The sequence below is a fragment of the Luteimonas sp. WGS1318 genome (genome assembly GCF_043187535.1).
Lineage (GTDB): Bacteria > Pseudomonadota > Gammaproteobacteria > Xanthomonadales > Xanthomonadaceae > Luteimonas.
This window is the reverse complement of record NZ_CP171131.1, coordinates 995,917-1,010,245: the sequence shown is the minus strand read 5'-3', so window position 1 is coordinate 1,010,245 and position 14,329 is coordinate 995,917. Positions and strand designations below refer to the sequence as shown.

Here is a 14,329-nt window from a genome sequence, read left to right as displayed (position 1 = left end):
AGGCTCTTTTCCGATGATCGAACGTGAACTCCTCGTCGCCAACAAACTCGGCCTGCATGCGCGCGCCACCGCGAAGCTCGTCCAGGTCCTGTCGGGCTTCCGCAGCAACGCGACCCTCGTCGCCAAGGGCCGCGAGGTCAACGCCAAGAGCATCATGGGCGTGATGTTGCTGGCGGCCGGTCACGGCACCCGGGTGGTACTGCGGCTCGAAGGCGACGACGAGACGGAGGCGATGGACGCTGCGGCGGTGCTGTTCGAACGCAGGTTCGACGAGGAGGGCTGATGCGCCAGGGCCTGCACGGACAGGGCGCGTCGCGGGGCAATGCGCTCGGCCGGGCCCGTGTTCGCGAGCCGCATGCGCTGGAAGTGGCCGAGACGCGCATCGCCGCATCCGAGGCACCGGCGGAACTGGCACGCCTGCATGCGGCGATCGATCGCGTTCGTGCCGAGATCCGTGCGATGCGCGACCAGTTGCACGGCGCACTGGCACACGAGGTCGGCGAGTTCCTCGACCTGCACACCCTGCTGCTCGACGATCCGGAACTGCTCCAGGGCCTCGACGAGCTGGTGATGTCCGGCCTGTACGGCGCGGACTACGCACTGCGGCTGCAGCGCGACCGCCTGGCGGCCGTGTTCGAAGGCATGGAGGACGCGTACTTCCGCAGCCGCATCGAGGACATCGATCATGTCATCGGCCGGGTCCATGCCGCCCTGCACGCACGCGACGCCGAAATGCAGGGCGTCGCCGGCGAGATCCTGATCACCGATGCGATCGCGCCCTCCGAGATCGGCCGGCTGCACGCGCGCGGTGTGCTCGGCGTGGTGACCTCGACCGGCAGCACGTTGTCGCATTCGGCGATTCTCTCGCGCAGCCTGCATCTGCCACTGGTGGTCAACGCCGCGCATGCGTTGGCACAGATCAACGATGGCGATGTGCTGGTCATCGACGGCAGCACAGGCGAGGTCATCGTCGAGCCGAACGCGGACGACCTGCGCCAGTACCGCGAGCGGCTGCGCGAGGAGAAGCGCGAACGCAAGCAGCTGCGTCGCCTGCGCCGCGAACCGAGCAAGACCCTCGACGGCGTCGACATCCGTCTCTACGCCAATGCCGAAACCCGCGAGGACGTCGCCGAAGCGCACGCCCTCGGCGCGGCCGGTGTCGGTCTGTACCGCACCGAGTTCCTGTTCCTGCAGGGCCGGCGCATTCCCGACGAGGACGAACAGTTCCGCGCCTACCGTGATCTGGTGCTGGGCATGACCGGGCGTACGGTGACGATCCGCACATTGGACATCGGCGCCGACAAGGCCGACGAAACCGGCCTGGCCCTGCGCGACGAACCCAACCCGGCGATGGGCCTGCGCGGCGTGCGCCTGTCGATGGCCCGCGACGGGCTGCTGGAGACCCAGCTGCGCGCGATCGCGCGGGCGGCGGGCTACGGCCCGGTCCGCGTGCTGGTGCCGATGGTCAGCGGTCGCGAGGAAATCGTCGCGGTGCGCACGATGCTCGACCGGGTGCAGCGCGACCTGCGCGCCGAGGGACACGGCAGCGCGGAGCGGCTCGCGCTCGGTGCGATGATCGAAGTGCCGTCGGCCGCGATCGGCCTGCCGACCTTCGCCCGCGATCTGGATTTCATCTCGGTCGGCACGAACGATCTGGTGCAGTACCTGCTGGCGGTGGACCGCAACAACGACGCTCTCGGCGATCTGTATTCGCCGCTGCATCCGGCCGTGATCCGCCTGTTGCACAGCGTGGTGCGGGTGGCGCGCGCACGCGGCATGCCGGCCTCGGTCTGCGGCGAGATCGCAGGCGATGCGCGCTTCACGCCGCTGCTGCTGGCGCTCGGCTTCGAGGAGTTGAGCCTGCATCCGTCGCCGTTGCTGGAGGTCCGCCGTGCGATCCGGGGCCTGGACCTCGGGCGCCTGCGCGCACGCATGCCCTCGCTGATGCGCGCGCGTGACCGTGCCGGCATCGAACGCTGGCTGGATGGTGCACAGCCGGCGCGCGCGAGCGCCTGAGCGGGTGCATCCCCACGGCGCGAGTCGCGCGTCGTGCGGCCGACCGCGGAAGCCGCTGCATCGAGGTTTCCGATGGCGACATGGCTCCGGCCAACGCGGCATGCACCCACACGATGCCGTCGCGCGATGATGCGCGGATGACCGCGGCGCATGCACGGGGTGGGCAGATCGCAGGCCAGCGCGGATAATGCACGCATGATGATCTGACCTGTCGCGCCGACCCTGTCGCGACGTGCAACGGAAGCCGCTCCATGGCCGAAGCCGTCCGCCCCGACAAGACCGCGCGTCAGCTGCGCCTGCTGTCCGATGCCCTCGACAGCGGGCGTCTGGGACCGGTGCGCCGTCTCGTCCACACGCTGGCGCCGGCCGAAATCGGCAACCTGCTCGAATCGCTGCCGCACGACAAACGCATCATCGTCTGGGGTCTGGTCGATCCCGAAGACGACGGCGAGGTGCTGGTCCACGTCGGCGACGAGGTCCGCGAGAGCCTGATCGCGGACATGGATCCCGACGAGCTGGTCGCCGCGGTCGAGGATCTCGACATCGACGACCTCGCCGATCTGGTCGAGGATCTGCCCGGCGCGGTGATCGACGAACTGCTGCGCTCGATGGACCGCGAGAACCGCGAGCGTCTCGAGCAGGTGCTGTCGTATCCCGAAGACACTGCCGGCCGTCTGATGAATCCGGACGTGGTGACGGTGCGCGCCGACACCACCGTCGACGTGGTGCTGCGTTTCCTGCGCCTGCGCGGCGAGCTGCCCGATCACACCGACCATCTGTACGTCGTCAACCGGCGCCACCAGCTGATCGGCTGGGTCGCGCTGCAGGACCTGGTCACCCGTGATCCGGGCACGCCGGTCAACAAGCTGATCGACGACGAACTCGACTCGATCCACGTCGACGAATCCGCCGAGCAGGTCGCGCGCCTGTTCTCGGACAACGACTGGGTGTCGGCGCCGGTCGTCGACGACGGCAACGTGCTGCTCGGCCGCATCACCGTCGACGACGTGGTCGACATCATCCGCGAACAGGCCGAACACCAGGCGCTCGGCGCCGCGGGTCTGGACGAGGACGAGGACCTGTTCTCGCCGATCAAGCGCGCGGTGCGCGGCCGCGTGGTGTGGCTGGGCATCAATCTGTGCACGGCGTTCCTGGCCGCGTTCGTGATCGGCCGCTTCGAGGCGACGATCGAGCAGATCGTCGCGCTGGCGGTGCTGATGCCGATCGTCGCCGGCATCGGCGGCAATGCCGCGGTGCAGGTGCTGACGCTGATGGTGCGCGGCATCGCGCTGGGCCAGGTCGGCGCCAGCAATGCGCGCATCCTGTTGTGGAAGGAACTGCGGGTCGCGCTGATCAACGGTCTGCTGATCGGTGCGCTGGTCGGCCTGGTGGCCCTGGTCTGGTTCCACGACTGGGTGCTGTCGCTGGTGATCTTCGCGGCGCTGGTGATCAATTTCTGCTCTGCAGCGACCGCCGGCGTACTGCTGCCGCTGCTGCTCAAGCGCATGCGCGTCGACCCCGCGGTCGCCGGCACCGTGGTCGTCACCGCGGTCACCGACATCATGGGCTTCTTCAGCTTCCTCGGCCTGGCGACGGCCATCATGCTGCGCTGAGACCGGACCGGTGCACGCGGACATGCGTCTGGGCAAGGTGGTGGAGTGGCACGAGACGCGCGGGTTCGGATTCGTCGCGCCGATCGAACAGGCGGACAGTCCGGCCCGCCTGTTCTTCCACATCCGTGACTACACCCAGGCCGGGCGGCGTCCCGAGCCCGGCGAACTGGTGCGCTTCACCGCGCATCGCCAGAACGATGGTCGCTGGTGTGCACGCGCGGTCACGCGTACGACGCCGCCTGCCGCGGGCGCATCGCGCGGACGCGCCGCGACACCTTCGACCGGGCTGAGCCGGCACGGCCCGGCCGCTGCGGGCGTCGCCGTCCTGCTGCTCGTCCTCTGGCTCGCCCTGCTGGTGTACCCCGTGCGCACGGGCCAGCTGCCTGCGTGGACGCCGATCGCGGCCCTGGGCCTGAATCTGGCCACCTTCGTGCTGTATGGCGTCGACAAGCACGCGGCGCGCAACCGCCGCCGGCGCACACCCGAATCGCACCTGCATCTGCTCGAACTGCTCGGCGGCTGGCCGGCCGCGTGGCTCGCGCAACGTCTTCTGCGCCACAAGAGCGCCAAGCCGGCCTACCGGACGGTGTACCGGCGCATGGTGGCTCTGCATCTGGTCACGCTTGCCATCTGGATCGCCGCCGGATCGCGCCCCTTCCAAGGAGTCTCCTGATGCCGACACCGTTCGAGATGCCACCCCGCCGTCGCGCCCTGCATGCCCTCCTCCTCGCCGGGCTGGGCAGTGCTGCCTGGCTCGCCGGCTGCCGCTCGCGCCCCGACACGCCCGCGTCGGGCCGGTTCGTCCGGCGGGTGCTCACGGTCGGCGGACGCCGGCATGCCTACCAGGTGTTCGTGCCTGCCGCCGCGATCGCACGGCCGCTGCCGGTGGTGCTGTTCCTGCACGGCTCGGGCGAGCGCGGTGACGACGGCGAGCAACAGATCCACGCGGGCCTCGGGCCGTACGTGCGTGCGCATGCCGCGGACTTTCCGGCGCTGGTGGTGTTTCCGCAATCGCCCGCGGGCGCGTCGTGGGAAGGCGACACGGCGACGATGGCGTTGGCGACGCTCGACGCGGCGAGCGCGGAGTTCGACGGGGACCCGCAGCGCACGACGCTCACCGGCATGTCGCGCGGCGGCTATGGCACCTGGTCGCTGGCGCTGCGCGAACCCGGCCGCTTCGCGGCGTTGGTGCCGGTGTGCGGCGGCATCACCCCGCCCGGCACCCGGCCGGACCTCGACGATCTGCAGGTCGAATCCACCCGCGGCGCCGCGGATCCGTTCGAGGCAGCCGCGCAACGCCTGCGTCACGTGCCCAGCTGGCTGTTCCACGGCGCACGCGACGACGTGGTGCCGCCCGCACAGTCGCGGCATATGCATGTAGCACTCCAGCGCGCGGGCGCGGACGTGCGCTACACCGAATTCCCCGAGGCCAACCACAACAGCTGGGATGCGGCCTACGCCACACCCGAGCTGTGGACCTGGCTGTTCGCGCAGCGCCTTTGATACCGCGGCCGCGAACGCGGCGGACCGCGAACACTGGGCGGGGCGGCGGCCCGGGCTGACGCCAGCGGCTTACGCGCGCGCGCGCATCCGGCGTGCGAGTGCACTGAGCGCGGCGATCGTGGCGGTCAACGCCGCCATCGACAGGAACTGCGTGCGGGTGTCGGGCGAGGCGATCAACAGCGCGAAGATCAGGCCGAGGATTCCCAGCGCGCACAGCGTCAGCAGCGGGAAGCCGCGCATCCGCACCGGCATCGCCAGGCCCGCGCGATCGGCGCGCCGGCGCAGGATCAGCTGGGACAGCAGCGCGATGGTCCAGACCAGCAGGCAGGTCGCACCGACGATGTTGAGCAGCGTCGGCAGCACGCGTCCGGGCACCAGCAGCTCCAGCGCCGCCGCCGCGAAGCCGAACGACACGCTGGCCAGCACCGCGACGATCGGCACCATGCGGCGGTCGCTGCGGCCGAGCACGGCCGGCGCTTCGCCCCGCCGCGCCAGCGACCAGATCATCCGCGAGGCGCCGTAGAGATTGGCGTTGAGCGCAGACAGCAGCGCGATCACCGCGACCAGCGTGATCGCGGTCGCCGCGCCGGGAATGCGCGCGACCTCGAGCACCGCCGCGAACGGCGATGCCAGTGCGGGGCTGGTCCACGGCACCACCATGACGATCACCGCGATCGAGCCGAGATAGAACACCAGGATGCGCCAGGCCACGGTGCGGATCGCCCGGGCGAGGCTGCGCGCCGGATCGGCGGTCTCGGCCGCGGCGATCGCGACGATCTCGGTGCCGCCGAACGCGAAGACGACCACCAGCAGCGCGGCACCCACACCCATCAGGCCGTTCGGCGCGAAGCCGCCGTGCGCGGTCAGGTTCGACAGTCCGGGCGACGCGACCTCGGGCAGCCAGCCCATCAGCAATGCGATGCCGACCGCGATGAAGGCGAGGATCGCGACGACCTTGAGGATCGCGAACCAGAATTCGAACTCGCCGAAGTTGCGCACGCCCAGCAGGTTGATCGCGGTGAACACCGCCATGAAGGCGAGCGTCAGCCCGGGCACCGAAATGCCCGGCCAGATCGTCGCCAGAAGCCCAGCCGCGCCCACCGCTTCGGCGGCGACGACGATCACCACCTGCAGCCACCACAGCCAGCCCACCGTGGCGCCGGCGGTCGGCCCCATCGCGTCTTCGGCGTAGACCGAGAACGCGCCACTGGCCGGCTTGGCCGCCGCCATTTCGCCCAGCGCGTGCATCACCACAATCACCAGCGCGCCAGCGATCAGGTACGAGATCAGCACTGCCGGCCCCGCGGCCTGGATGCCGACGCCCGAACCGAGGAACAGGCCAGCGCCGATCGCGCTGCCCAGGCCCATCATCACCAGCTGTCGCGGCTTGAGCGCGTGCGCCGGCGACGCGGCGGCGTGGTCGGGAATCGAAGCGGACGGATCGGTGGACGACATCGGAATGGCCGGGCTGCGGGACGGCGCACGATACGCCTTCCGATGCGCGCGCGGCGGAATTCGCATCGGGCGCGCACTAGGGCACAGGGTGACCGTTTCCGCGGATCGCCCGCGGGCGTCGAATATCCCGTGTGATATCCGCCGCTGCGCGACGGTGGGATCAGCCGAGCAGCGTTTCGAGCACGGCCATGCGCACGGCGACGCCGTTGCGGACCTGGCGCAGGATCAGCGACTGCGGTCCGTCGGCGACCTCGTCGGTGATCTCCACACCGCGGTTCATCGGCCCCGGGTGCAGCACCACCGCATCGGGTGCGGCCAGCCGCAGGCGGCGTGCATCGAGACCGTAGTCGCGGTGGTAATCGTCGAGCGAGGCGACGAGGCCTTCGTCCATGCGCTCGCGCTGCAGTCGCAGCATCATCACCGCGTCCACGCCGTCGAGCGCGGCATCCAGATCGTCCCCGACCGTGCAGCCGGCCAGCGCGTCGCCATCGGGCAACAGCGCCGCCGGACCGCAGACGCGGATATCGCCCGCGCCCAGCGTGCGCAGGGCCTGCAGGTCACTGCGCGCGACGCGCGAATGCTTCACGTCACCGACGATCGCGACCCGCAAGCCGGAAAAATCCGCGCCCTTCGCCTGGCGCAGCGTCAGCATGTCGAGCAGGCCCTGGGTGGGGTGCGCACTGCGGCCGTCGCCGGCGTTGAGCAGGGCCACGCCCGGCGCGGCCGCTGCAGCCAGCGCAGCCACCGCACCATCGGCGGAATGGCGCACGACGAAGCCGCGCACACCCATGGCCTCGATGTTGCGGAAGGTGTCGAGGGCGGTCTCGCCCTTGGTGGTCGACGACGTCGACGCATCGAAGCCGAGCACGTCGGCGCCCAGGCGCTGCGCGGCGCGCTGGAAACTCAGGCGCGTGCGTGTCGACGGTTCGAAGAACAGGGTGCAGATCGCGGTGCCTGCGAGTCGGCGGCTGGGCGCCTCGTCGTCCAGTGCAGCCTGTGCACGGTCGAGCAACGCCACAAGCGTCGCCCGGGGCAAGCCCTCGAGAGTCAGCAGGTGGCGCAGGCGGCCATCGGCATCGAGTTGCGCGGGGGAATCGGGAACGGACATCACGAGGACGGGCAGCCGCGGGACGCCCATTGTCCCGCACCCGGCCCGGGCACGGCGAGTGCCGCGCTAGACCGGCGTGGCATCGTCCGGCGAGGCGAGCCAGCGTTCGACGATCACAGCGGCCGCCACGGCATCGAGTGCCGCGGCATCGCGCCGGCGACGGCGGCCTTCGGCGCGGTCGAGCGCGAAGCGTTGCGCAGCTTCGATCGAGCTCGCACGCTCGTCCACCAGCACCACCGGCACGCTGTAGCGCGCCGCGAGCTGGCGCGCGAACGCCCGGGCGCGCACGCGGGCGGGCTGGTCGCCGCCGTCGAGGGTCATCGGATCGCCGACGATCATGCCGTCCGGGCGCCATTCCTTCTGCACGCGGTCGATCGCGGGCCAGTCGATCTGGTCGCCATGCACGTCGATCACCGCCAGCGCGCGCGCGCCGTGCCCGAAGGCACTGCCCACCGCGACGCCGATGCGCCTGGCACCGACATCGAAACCGAGCACCGTGCCGTCGCGGCGGATCACGGACGCAGGGGCCGGCGCGTCGCTCATGCGCGGCCGCTGTGGCTGGCGACGTGCATCATGTCGACCCCGAGACGCCCGGCCGCCGCCTGCCAGCGCGCGTCGAGCGGCGTATCGAACAGCAGTTGAGCGTCGGCCGGAACGGTCAACCAGCTGGTCTCGGTGAGTTCGTGCTCCAGTTGCCCTGCGCCCCATCCGGCGCAGCCCAGCGCGACGATCGCATTGTCCGGACCTTCGCCGACCGCCATCGCTTCGAGCACGTCGCGCGACGTGGTCACGTAGAGGTCGTCGGCGATCGCCAGACTGGAATCCCAGCCGGTGTCGCCATCGTGGATCACGAAGCCCCGCTCGGGATGCACCGGACCGCCGGCCAGTACGCGGTGCTCGCGCAACCGCTGGTCGACCAGCACGATGCCCATCTGTTCGAGGACGTCGCCCAGCGTGTACTCCGAGGGCCGGTTGACGACGACGCCCATCGCGCCGTTGCCGTCGTGCTGGCAGATCAACGCCACCGAACGCGCGAAGTCCGGATCCTGCAGCGCGGGCAGCGCGACCAGCATGTGGTGGGTGAGAAACGCCATGGCCGCATTCTAACGGGCACCGCTGTCGCGGGCGTGCGAGACGACACCCCGCTCGGGTCAGGCCCGTCACCCACCTCACAGACCGAACTGGATCTCCTGCGGCGTGGCGACGCGCACGTCCACCACCTCCACGTCGGCCCGCAACGTGCGCCCGGCCAGCGGATTGTTGCCGTCGACGGTGATGCTGTCGGCGTCGAGCGCGGTCACCACGACGTCCAGCGGCCCGCGTTCGGTCTGCGCACGCAATTTTTCGCCCACGGCGGGGACGCTGCTGCCGGTGAACGTGCTGCGCGGCAGGCGCTGCACCAGGCTGTCGTGACGGGGCCCGAACCCCTGTTCGGGCGCGATCTCGACGGTGAAGGTCTCGCCGGGGCTGCGGCCATCGAGCGCCTGCTCGAGGCCCTGGATGATCGTGCCGCTGCCATGCATGTAGACGAGGGGGTCGTGTCCGCGGGTCGAGGTGATGGCCTGGCCGGCGGCGTCGGACAGCGTGAAGTGGACCGTGGCGACGCGGCGATGTGCGATTTCCATCAACGGCTTCCGTCGGGCGATGCGCCATGGTGGCGCGAGGCGCGTGAACGTCGCAACCCGGTGCACCCCGGATGGCGGGCCGATGCGCAGCTGTCTATCCTGCCGCGATGAGCGCCTATTGCGACATCGCCCCCGGCCATCCGGTCCACGGCCCGTACCACGACACCGAGTACGGCTTTCCGCAGCGCGACGAGGCCGTGCTGTTCGAGCGTCTGCTGCTGGAGATCAACCAGGCCGGGCTGAGCTGGGAGACGATCCTGCGCAAGCGCGATGGCTTCCGCGCGGCCTACGACGGTTTCGACGTCGACACCGTGGCCGCCTACGGCGAGCCGGAGCGTGCGCGCCTGATGGCCGACGCCGCGATCATCCGCAACCGCCTCAAGATCGACGCCGCGATCCACAACGCACAGGTGATCCAGGGTCTGCGCGACAGCCATGGTGGTTTCGCGGAATGGCTGGACGCGCATGCGATCGAAGATGGCGCACCGCGCGCCAAGACCTCGTGGGTCAAGCTGTTCAAGAAGACCTTCCGCTTCACCGGCGGCGAGATCACCGGCGAATTCCTGATGAGCCTGGGCTACCTGCCTGGCGCGCACCGGCCCGACTGCCCGGTGGCGATCGCGCTGCGACGCCACGCCGCGTGATGAGCGACGCGGGACTGCGTGCACTGCTGGTCGCGGCCCTCGGCGTCGTGTCCGCCGCGGCGCCGTGTGCCGAGCGGCCCGTCGACAGGCTGCATCAGGCGATCCTGGACGCCGCCGCCAACGGCGCGTCCGATCCGGTGGAGGCCGCGGTCTCGAGCCTCCGGGCTGTGGAAGGCACGGTGATCGACGTCGAGTTGGCGGACGACCGTGGCGAGCCGCTGTCCGACTGTCTGGCGCGCAGCAGCCAGCCCACCGGCGTGTCCCGAGCCGACTGGCAGGCCCTGGCCGCTTGGCCGGGTCTCTGCGAACGCGGCGACGGTGAAGGACGCAGCGCACGCCTGCAGCTTCTCGATCTCGACGGCGACGGCCGGCGTGATCTCGTCCGCGACACCTATATCGGCGGCACCGGACTGTTCTCGCAGATCGAGCTGATCCGCCAGGGACCTGACGGCTTCGCGCACCCGGCAACGGCGCTCGACGACGCCGACGCGCGCGACCATATGACGTTCTCGATCAACGGCCGGGGCGCCGACCAGGCATTCGACCTCATCGCGCTCGATGGCCGCGTGCTGGTCGTCTATCGCGACAGCATCTACGCCGAGGACACGATCACCCTCACCCGTCCGTTCGCCGGTCCCACGGCGCAGGACGTGGTGCGCGTGCGCTATGCGATGCGCCATCGCGTCGCGCCGCAGCCCGCGGACACGGCGTACGCACCGGAACTCCTCGCGGCGGTCGACCGTGGCCTTGCTGGACTCGCGCAGCACCCCGGCACGGCCGCCACGTGTCCCGAGCGCGCGGGCGACGCGCCGAGGCCATGGCACGGCGCCGGGCATTACACCTTCGAATACGCTGCCGCGTTTCCCGTGCGCGACAACGGCCACTGCGTCGAGGTCGCCGTGGTGAATCTGCTGAGCAGTTACCGCGCAGCCGGCGGCCAGAACTGCTGTATGGCCTGGGTGCACGACAGGGAGGGCACGCAAATCGCCGACATCGCGCTCGCGACGGAACGCCGCGTGCTGGCAGTCGATCGCATTCCGGCCCCCGAGATGCCCCTGCGCTGAACGCAGAAAGCACAACGCCCGCCGGTGTGAGCGGCGGGCGTTGCAGGTGTCGCGATGGCGCTGGATCAGCCGGCGACGGCGGCCTGGTAACGACGCTCGACTTCGTTCCAGTCGACGACGTTGTAGAACGCAGCGATGTAGTCCGGACGGCGGTTCTGGTACTTCAGGTAGTAGGCGTGCTCCCAGACGTCGAGGCCGAGAATCGGGGTATTGCCCGAGCCGATGCCCTTCATCAGGGGGTTGTCCTGGTTGGCGCTGCTCTCGACCTTCAGCGTGCCGGCCGTGTCGACCGACAGCCAGGCCCAGCCGCTGCCGAAGCGCGTCAGTGCGGCCTTGGTGAAGGCCTCCTTGAACGCGTCGAAGCCGCCGAGATCGCTGTCGATGTGCTTGGCGACATCGCCGACCGGATTGCCGCCGCCCTTGGGCGACATCACCGTCCAGAACAGCGAGTGGTTCGCATGGCCGCCGGCGTTGTTACGCAGCGGGCCGCGCTTGTCTTCCGGCAGCGCGTCGAGGTTGGCGATCAGTTCTTCGACCGGCGTATCGGCCCATTCGGTGCCTTCCAGCGCGCCGTTGGCGTTCGTGATGTAGGTCTGGTGGTGCTTGCTGTGATGGATCTCCATCGTCTTCGCGTCGATGTGCGGCTCGAGCGCGTCGTATGCGTAAGCCAGTTCGGGGAGGCTGTAGGCCATGAGCGGGATCTCCTTCGGGAATGAACGCGCCATTGTCCTCCGGTAGAGGTCAATTTGGCGACAATGCGGCGTCACCTTAGCGGCCCGGGTCGCGGGCCGGCGGCAACACTGCGTTTCGCGTCATCGACAGCGCGAAAACGACAACGCCCCGCATGGCGGGGCGCTGCGTGGGTGTCGCTGCGGCAGGGCCTCAGCGCACCTCGGCGACCTCGACCCCGTCCAGCCCCTGCGACAGCGTGCGCGCATCGCCGCCCTGCGCGAGCTTGATGCGCAGGCGCACCTCGTTCGCGGAGTCGGCGTAACGCAGCGCGTCCTCGTAGGAGATCTCGCCGGCCTGGTAGAGCTCGAACAGCGCCTGGTCGAAGGTCTTCATGCCCAGGTTGGTCGATTCCTTCATGACCTCCTTGAGCTTGTGGATCTCGCCTTCGCGGATGTAGTCCTGCACCAGCGGCGTGCCGAGCATGATCTCCATCGCCGCGCGCCGGCCCTTGCCGTCGGGCGTCGGGATCAGCTGCTGCGCGACCACGCCCTTGAGGTTGAGCGAGAGATCCATCAGCAGCTGGTTGCGGCGGTCCTCGGGGAAGAAGTTGATGATGCGGTCCATCGCCTGGTTGGCGTTGTTCGCATGCAGCGTGCACAGCACCAGATGGCCGGTTTCCGCGAATGCGATCGCGTGGTCCATGCCTTCGCGGGTGCGCACCTCGCCGATCATGATCACGTCCGGCGCCTGGCGCAGCGTGTTCTTCAGCGCGGCGTCCCAGCTGTCGGTATCGATGCCGACTTCACGCTGGGTGATGATGCAGCCCGCGTGCTTGTGCACGAACTCGATCGGGTCTTCGATCGTGATGATGTGGCCGGTGGAGTTCTGGTTGCGGTAGCCGATCATCGCCGCCAGCGACGTCGACTTACCGGTACCGGTCGCGCCGACGAAGATCACGATGCCGCGCTTGGTCATCGCCAGCGTCTTGATGATCGGCGGGAGGTTGAGCTCCTCGATCGTCGGGATGTGCGTCTCGATCCGGCGCAGCACCATGCCGACCTGGTTGCGCTGGTAGAAGCACGAGATGCGGAAGCGGCCGACGCCGGAGACGCCGATCGCGAAGTTGCACTCGTGGGTCTTCTCGAATTCCTCGCGCTGCGGCGGGGTCATCACGTTGAGCACCAGATCGCGCGCCTGCTGCGGCGTCAGCGGGTTCTGGGTGATCGGCGAGATCTTGCCGTGCACCTTGATCGACGGCGGCATGCCGGCGGTGATGAACAGGTCCGAGGCCTTTTGATGGGCCATCAGTTTGAGAAACGAGGTGAAATCGATGCTGCTCATGGGTGGCTCCGTTGGAGCCGGGATTCGGGATTCGAGAGTGGGGATTCGAAAGAGCGAATCCTTCCCGACCGCGAGCCCTGGCTTTTTCTAATCCCGATTCCCGAATTCCGAATCCCGGCGTCTGTTCGAGTTCACTCGAACAGACGCTTGTCCTTCGCGTATTCCTTCGCGGCCGGGCGCGTGATCAGGCCGCGCTTGACCAGATCCTGCAGGTGCTGGTCGAGCGTCTGCATGCCGTACTGCTGGCCGGTCTGGATGGCCGAATACATCTGCGCGACCTTGTCCTCGCGGATCAGGTTCCGGATCGCCGGCACGCCGACCATGATCTCCCAGGCCGCGGTCCGGCCGCCGCCGACCTTCTTCAGCAGCGACTGCGAGATCACCGCGCGCAAGCTTTCCGACAGCATCGAGCGCACCATCGGCTTTTCGCCCGACGGGAACACGTCGATGATGCGGTCGATGGTCTTGGCCGCGCTGGATGTGTGCAGCGTGCCGAACACCAGGTGACCGGTTTCCGCGGCGGTCAGCGCCAGGCGGATGGTTTCGAGGTCGCGCAACTCGCCGACCAGAATGTAGTCGGGGTCTTCGCGCAGCGCCGAGCGCAGCGCCTCGTTGAAGCCATGGGTGTCGCGGTGCACTTCGCGCTGGTTGATCAGGCACTTCTGCGAGGTGTGCACGAATTCGATCGGATCTTCGACCGAGAGGATGTGCGCGTATTCGTTCTTGTTGATGTGGTCGATCATCGCCGCGAGGGTGGTCGACTTGCCCGAGCCGGTCGGGCCGGTCACCAGGATCAGACCCTGCGGCTGGTCGATCAGCTGGCGGAAGATCGGCGGGCAGTTCAGATCCTCGAGCGTCAGCACTTCCGACGGAATGGTGCGGAACACCGCGCCGGCGCCGCGGTTCTGGTTGAACGCATTGACGCGGAAGCGGGCCAGGCCCGGGATCTCGAACGAGAAGTCGACCTCGAGGAATTCTTCGAAGTCGCGACGCTGCTTGTCCGACATGATGTCGTAGATCAGCGCGTGCACCTGCTTGTGCTCGAGCGCGGGGATGTTGATGCGACGCACGTCGCCGTCGACGCGGATCATCGGCGGCAGGCCTGCCGACAGATGCAGGTCCGACGCCTTGTTCTTGACCGAGAACGCCAACAGTTCGGCGATATCCATGCAACACCCCTTGATGATGATCCGCAACCGGGCGCGGTCCTTGCCGGATGGCTGGCGGCGCCCTGTCCCCGGCGGCAGTATAGACCCGGATCCGCGCCCCAGAACCAGCCCGTCGCCGA

15 protein-coding genes are annotated in these 14,329 nt (G+C 69.1%); 7 read left to right on the top strand and 8 right to left on the bottom strand.

Annotated elements, in window-relative coordinates:
• Nucleotides 1-13: 13 nt before the first annotated feature.
• The 5 genes from ACF3M1_RS04580 (at nucleotide 14) to ACF3M1_RS04560 (ending at nucleotide 5,132) form a co-directional block, all read left to right on the top strand.
• A complete protein-coding gene (locus ACF3M1_RS04580; RefSeq protein WP_394004320.1) occupies nucleotides 14-283 on the top strand; it encodes an HPr family phosphocarrier protein in 270 nt (89 codons plus the stop codon).
• The gene (gene ptsP, locus ACF3M1_RS04575; RefSeq protein ID WP_394004318.1) at nucleotides 283-2,016 is read left to right on the top strand and encodes a phosphoenolpyruvate--protein phosphotransferase; all 1,734 of its coding nucleotides are present in this window, start codon (nucleotides 283-285) and stop codon (nucleotides 2,014-2,016) included. Before ACF3M1_RS04580 ends, ptsP begins: the two co-directional genes overlap by 1 nt.
• A 251-nt stretch (nucleotides 2,017-2,267) precedes the next feature.
• A complete protein-coding gene (gene mgtE, locus ACF3M1_RS04570) occupies nucleotides 2,268-3,629 on the top strand; it encodes a magnesium transporter (RefSeq protein ID WP_394004316.1) in 1,362 nt (453 codons plus the stop codon).
• 22 nt (nucleotides 3,630-3,651) lie between these two features.
• Nucleotides 3,652-4,302 (top strand): DUF1294 domain-containing protein, encoded by a 651-nt coding sequence (locus tag ACF3M1_RS04565; protein WP_394004314.1) that lies wholly within the window; start codon nucleotides 3,652-3,654, stop codon nucleotides 4,300-4,302.
• The gene (locus ACF3M1_RS04560; RefSeq protein WP_394004312.1) at nucleotides 4,302-5,132 is read left to right on the top strand and encodes a prolyl oligopeptidase family serine peptidase; all 831 of its coding nucleotides are present in this window, start codon (nucleotides 4,302-4,304) and stop codon (nucleotides 5,130-5,132) included. The genes ACF3M1_RS04565 and ACF3M1_RS04560 overlap by 1 nt, the downstream gene beginning before the upstream one ends.
• A gap of 69 nt (nucleotides 5,133-5,201) precedes the next feature.
• Here ACF3M1_RS04560 and ACF3M1_RS04555 read toward each other — a convergent pair whose 3' ends face one another.
• The 5 genes from ACF3M1_RS04555 to ACF3M1_RS04535 all read right to left on the bottom strand — a co-directional run bounded on the left by ACF3M1_RS04555 (nucleotide 5,202) and on the right by ACF3M1_RS04535 (nucleotide 9,320).
• A complete protein-coding gene (locus ACF3M1_RS04555; protein ID WP_394004310.1) occupies nucleotides 5,202-6,587 on the bottom strand; it encodes an amino acid permease in 1,386 nt (461 codons plus the stop codon).
• A gap of 160 nt (nucleotides 6,588-6,747) precedes the next feature.
• Nucleotides 6,748-7,695, bottom strand: a complete 948-nt coding sequence (locus tag ACF3M1_RS04550; RefSeq protein WP_394004308.1) for an aspartate carbamoyltransferase catalytic subunit — start codon at nucleotides 7,693-7,695, stop codon at nucleotides 6,748-6,750.
• Between the two features lie 66 nt (nucleotides 7,696-7,761).
• A complete protein-coding gene (ruvX, locus tag ACF3M1_RS04545; RefSeq protein ID WP_394004306.1) occupies nucleotides 7,762-8,238 on the bottom strand; it encodes a Holliday junction resolvase RuvX in 477 nt (158 codons plus the stop codon).
• Nucleotides 8,235-8,789 (bottom strand): YqgE/AlgH family protein, encoded by a 555-nt coding sequence (locus ACF3M1_RS04540; RefSeq protein WP_394004304.1) that lies wholly within the window; start codon nucleotides 8,787-8,789, stop codon nucleotides 8,235-8,237. Before ACF3M1_RS04540 ends, ruvX begins: the two co-directional genes overlap by 4 nt.
• A 75-nt stretch (nucleotides 8,790-8,864) precedes the next feature.
• Nucleotides 8,865-9,320: a peptidylprolyl isomerase gene (locus ACF3M1_RS04535; protein WP_394004302.1), complete on the bottom strand. Its 456-nt coding sequence runs from the start codon at nucleotides 9,318-9,320 to the stop codon at nucleotides 8,865-8,867.
• Between the two features lie 107 nt (nucleotides 9,321-9,427).
• Here ACF3M1_RS04535 and ACF3M1_RS04530 point away from each other — a divergent pair, with 107 nt between their 5' ends.
• The gene (locus tag ACF3M1_RS04530) at nucleotides 9,428-9,964 is read left to right on the top strand and encodes a DNA-3-methyladenine glycosylase I (RefSeq protein ID WP_394004300.1); all 537 of its coding nucleotides are present in this window, start codon (nucleotides 9,428-9,430) and stop codon (nucleotides 9,962-9,964) included.
• Nucleotides 9,964-11,028: a hypothetical protein gene (locus tag ACF3M1_RS04525; protein WP_394004298.1), complete on the top strand. Its 1,065-nt coding sequence runs from the start codon at nucleotides 9,964-9,966 to the stop codon at nucleotides 11,026-11,028. The genes ACF3M1_RS04530 and ACF3M1_RS04525 overlap by 1 nt, the downstream gene beginning before the upstream one ends.
• A 65-nt stretch (nucleotides 11,029-11,093) precedes the next feature.
• Here ACF3M1_RS04525 and ACF3M1_RS04520 read toward each other — a convergent pair whose 3' ends face one another.
• From ACF3M1_RS04520 to ACF3M1_RS04510, 3 genes are all read right to left on the bottom strand, one after another.
• Nucleotides 11,094-11,720: a superoxide dismutase gene (locus ACF3M1_RS04520; protein WP_394004296.1), complete on the bottom strand. Its 627-nt coding sequence runs from the start codon at nucleotides 11,718-11,720 to the stop codon at nucleotides 11,094-11,096.
• Nucleotides 11,721-11,910: 190 nt separating this feature from the next.
• The gene (locus ACF3M1_RS04515; RefSeq protein WP_394004294.1) at nucleotides 11,911-13,041 is read right to left on the bottom strand and encodes a PilT/PilU family type 4a pilus ATPase; all 1,131 of its coding nucleotides are present in this window, start codon (nucleotides 13,039-13,041) and stop codon (nucleotides 11,911-11,913) included.
• 131 nt (nucleotides 13,042-13,172) lie between these two features.
• Complete coding sequence (locus ACF3M1_RS04510) at nucleotides 13,173-14,210, bottom strand: type IV pilus twitching motility protein PilT (RefSeq protein ID WP_394004292.1); 1,038 nt, start codon at nucleotides 14,208-14,210, stop codon at nucleotides 13,173-13,175.
• Nucleotides 14,211-14,329: the final 119 nt, after the last annotated feature.

Coding starts and splice junctions, on each gene's coding strand:
- mgtE (WP_394004316.1), top strand. CDS start 2,268: ATGGCCGAAGCCGTCCGCCCCGACAAGACCGCGCGTCAGCTGCGCCTG.
- ACF3M1_RS04525 (WP_394004298.1), top strand. CDS start 9,964: ATGAGCGACGCGGGACTGCGTGCACTGCTGGTCGCGGCCCTCGGCGTC.
- ACF3M1_RS04520 (WP_394004296.1), bottom strand. CDS start 11,720: ATGGCCTACAGCCTCCCCGAACTGGCTTACGCATACGACGCGCTCGAG.
- ACF3M1_RS04515 (WP_394004294.1), bottom strand. CDS start 13,041: ATGAGCAGCATCGATTTCACCTCGTTTCTCAAACTGATGGCCCATCAA.
- ACF3M1_RS04560 (WP_394004312.1), top strand. CDS start 4,302: ATGCCGACACCGTTCGAGATGCCACCCCGCCGTCGCGCCCTGCATGCC.
- ACF3M1_RS04555 (WP_394004310.1), bottom strand. CDS start 6,587: ATGTCGTCCACCGATCCGTCCGCTTCGATTCCCGACCACGCCGCCGCG.
- ACF3M1_RS04530 (WP_394004300.1), top strand. CDS start 9,428: ATGAGCGCCTATTGCGACATCGCCCCCGGCCATCCGGTCCACGGCCCG.
- ACF3M1_RS04550 (WP_394004308.1), bottom strand. CDS start 7,695: ATGTCCGTTCCCGATTCCCCCGCGCAACTCGATGCCGATGGCCGCCTG.
- ruvX (WP_394004306.1), bottom strand. CDS start 8,238: ATGAGCGACGCGCCGGCCCCTGCGTCCGTGATCCGCCGCGACGGCACG.
- ACF3M1_RS04540 (WP_394004304.1), bottom strand. CDS start 8,789: ATGGCGTTTCTCACCCACCACATGCTGGTCGCGCTGCCCGCGCTGCAG.
- ACF3M1_RS04580 (WP_394004320.1), top strand. CDS start 14: ATGATCGAACGTGAACTCCTCGTCGCCAACAAACTCGGCCTGCATGCG.
- ptsP (WP_394004318.1), top strand. CDS start 283: ATGCGCCAGGGCCTGCACGGACAGGGCGCGTCGCGGGGCAATGCGCTC.
- ACF3M1_RS04510 (WP_394004292.1), bottom strand. CDS start 14,210: ATGGATATCGCCGAACTGTTGGCGTTCTCGGTCAAGAACAAGGCGTCG.
- ACF3M1_RS04535 (WP_394004302.1), bottom strand. CDS start 9,320: ATGGAAATCGCACATCGCCGCGTCGCCACGGTCCACTTCACGCTGTCC.
- ACF3M1_RS04565 (WP_394004314.1), top strand. CDS start 3,652: ATGCGTCTGGGCAAGGTGGTGGAGTGGCACGAGACGCGCGGGTTCGGA.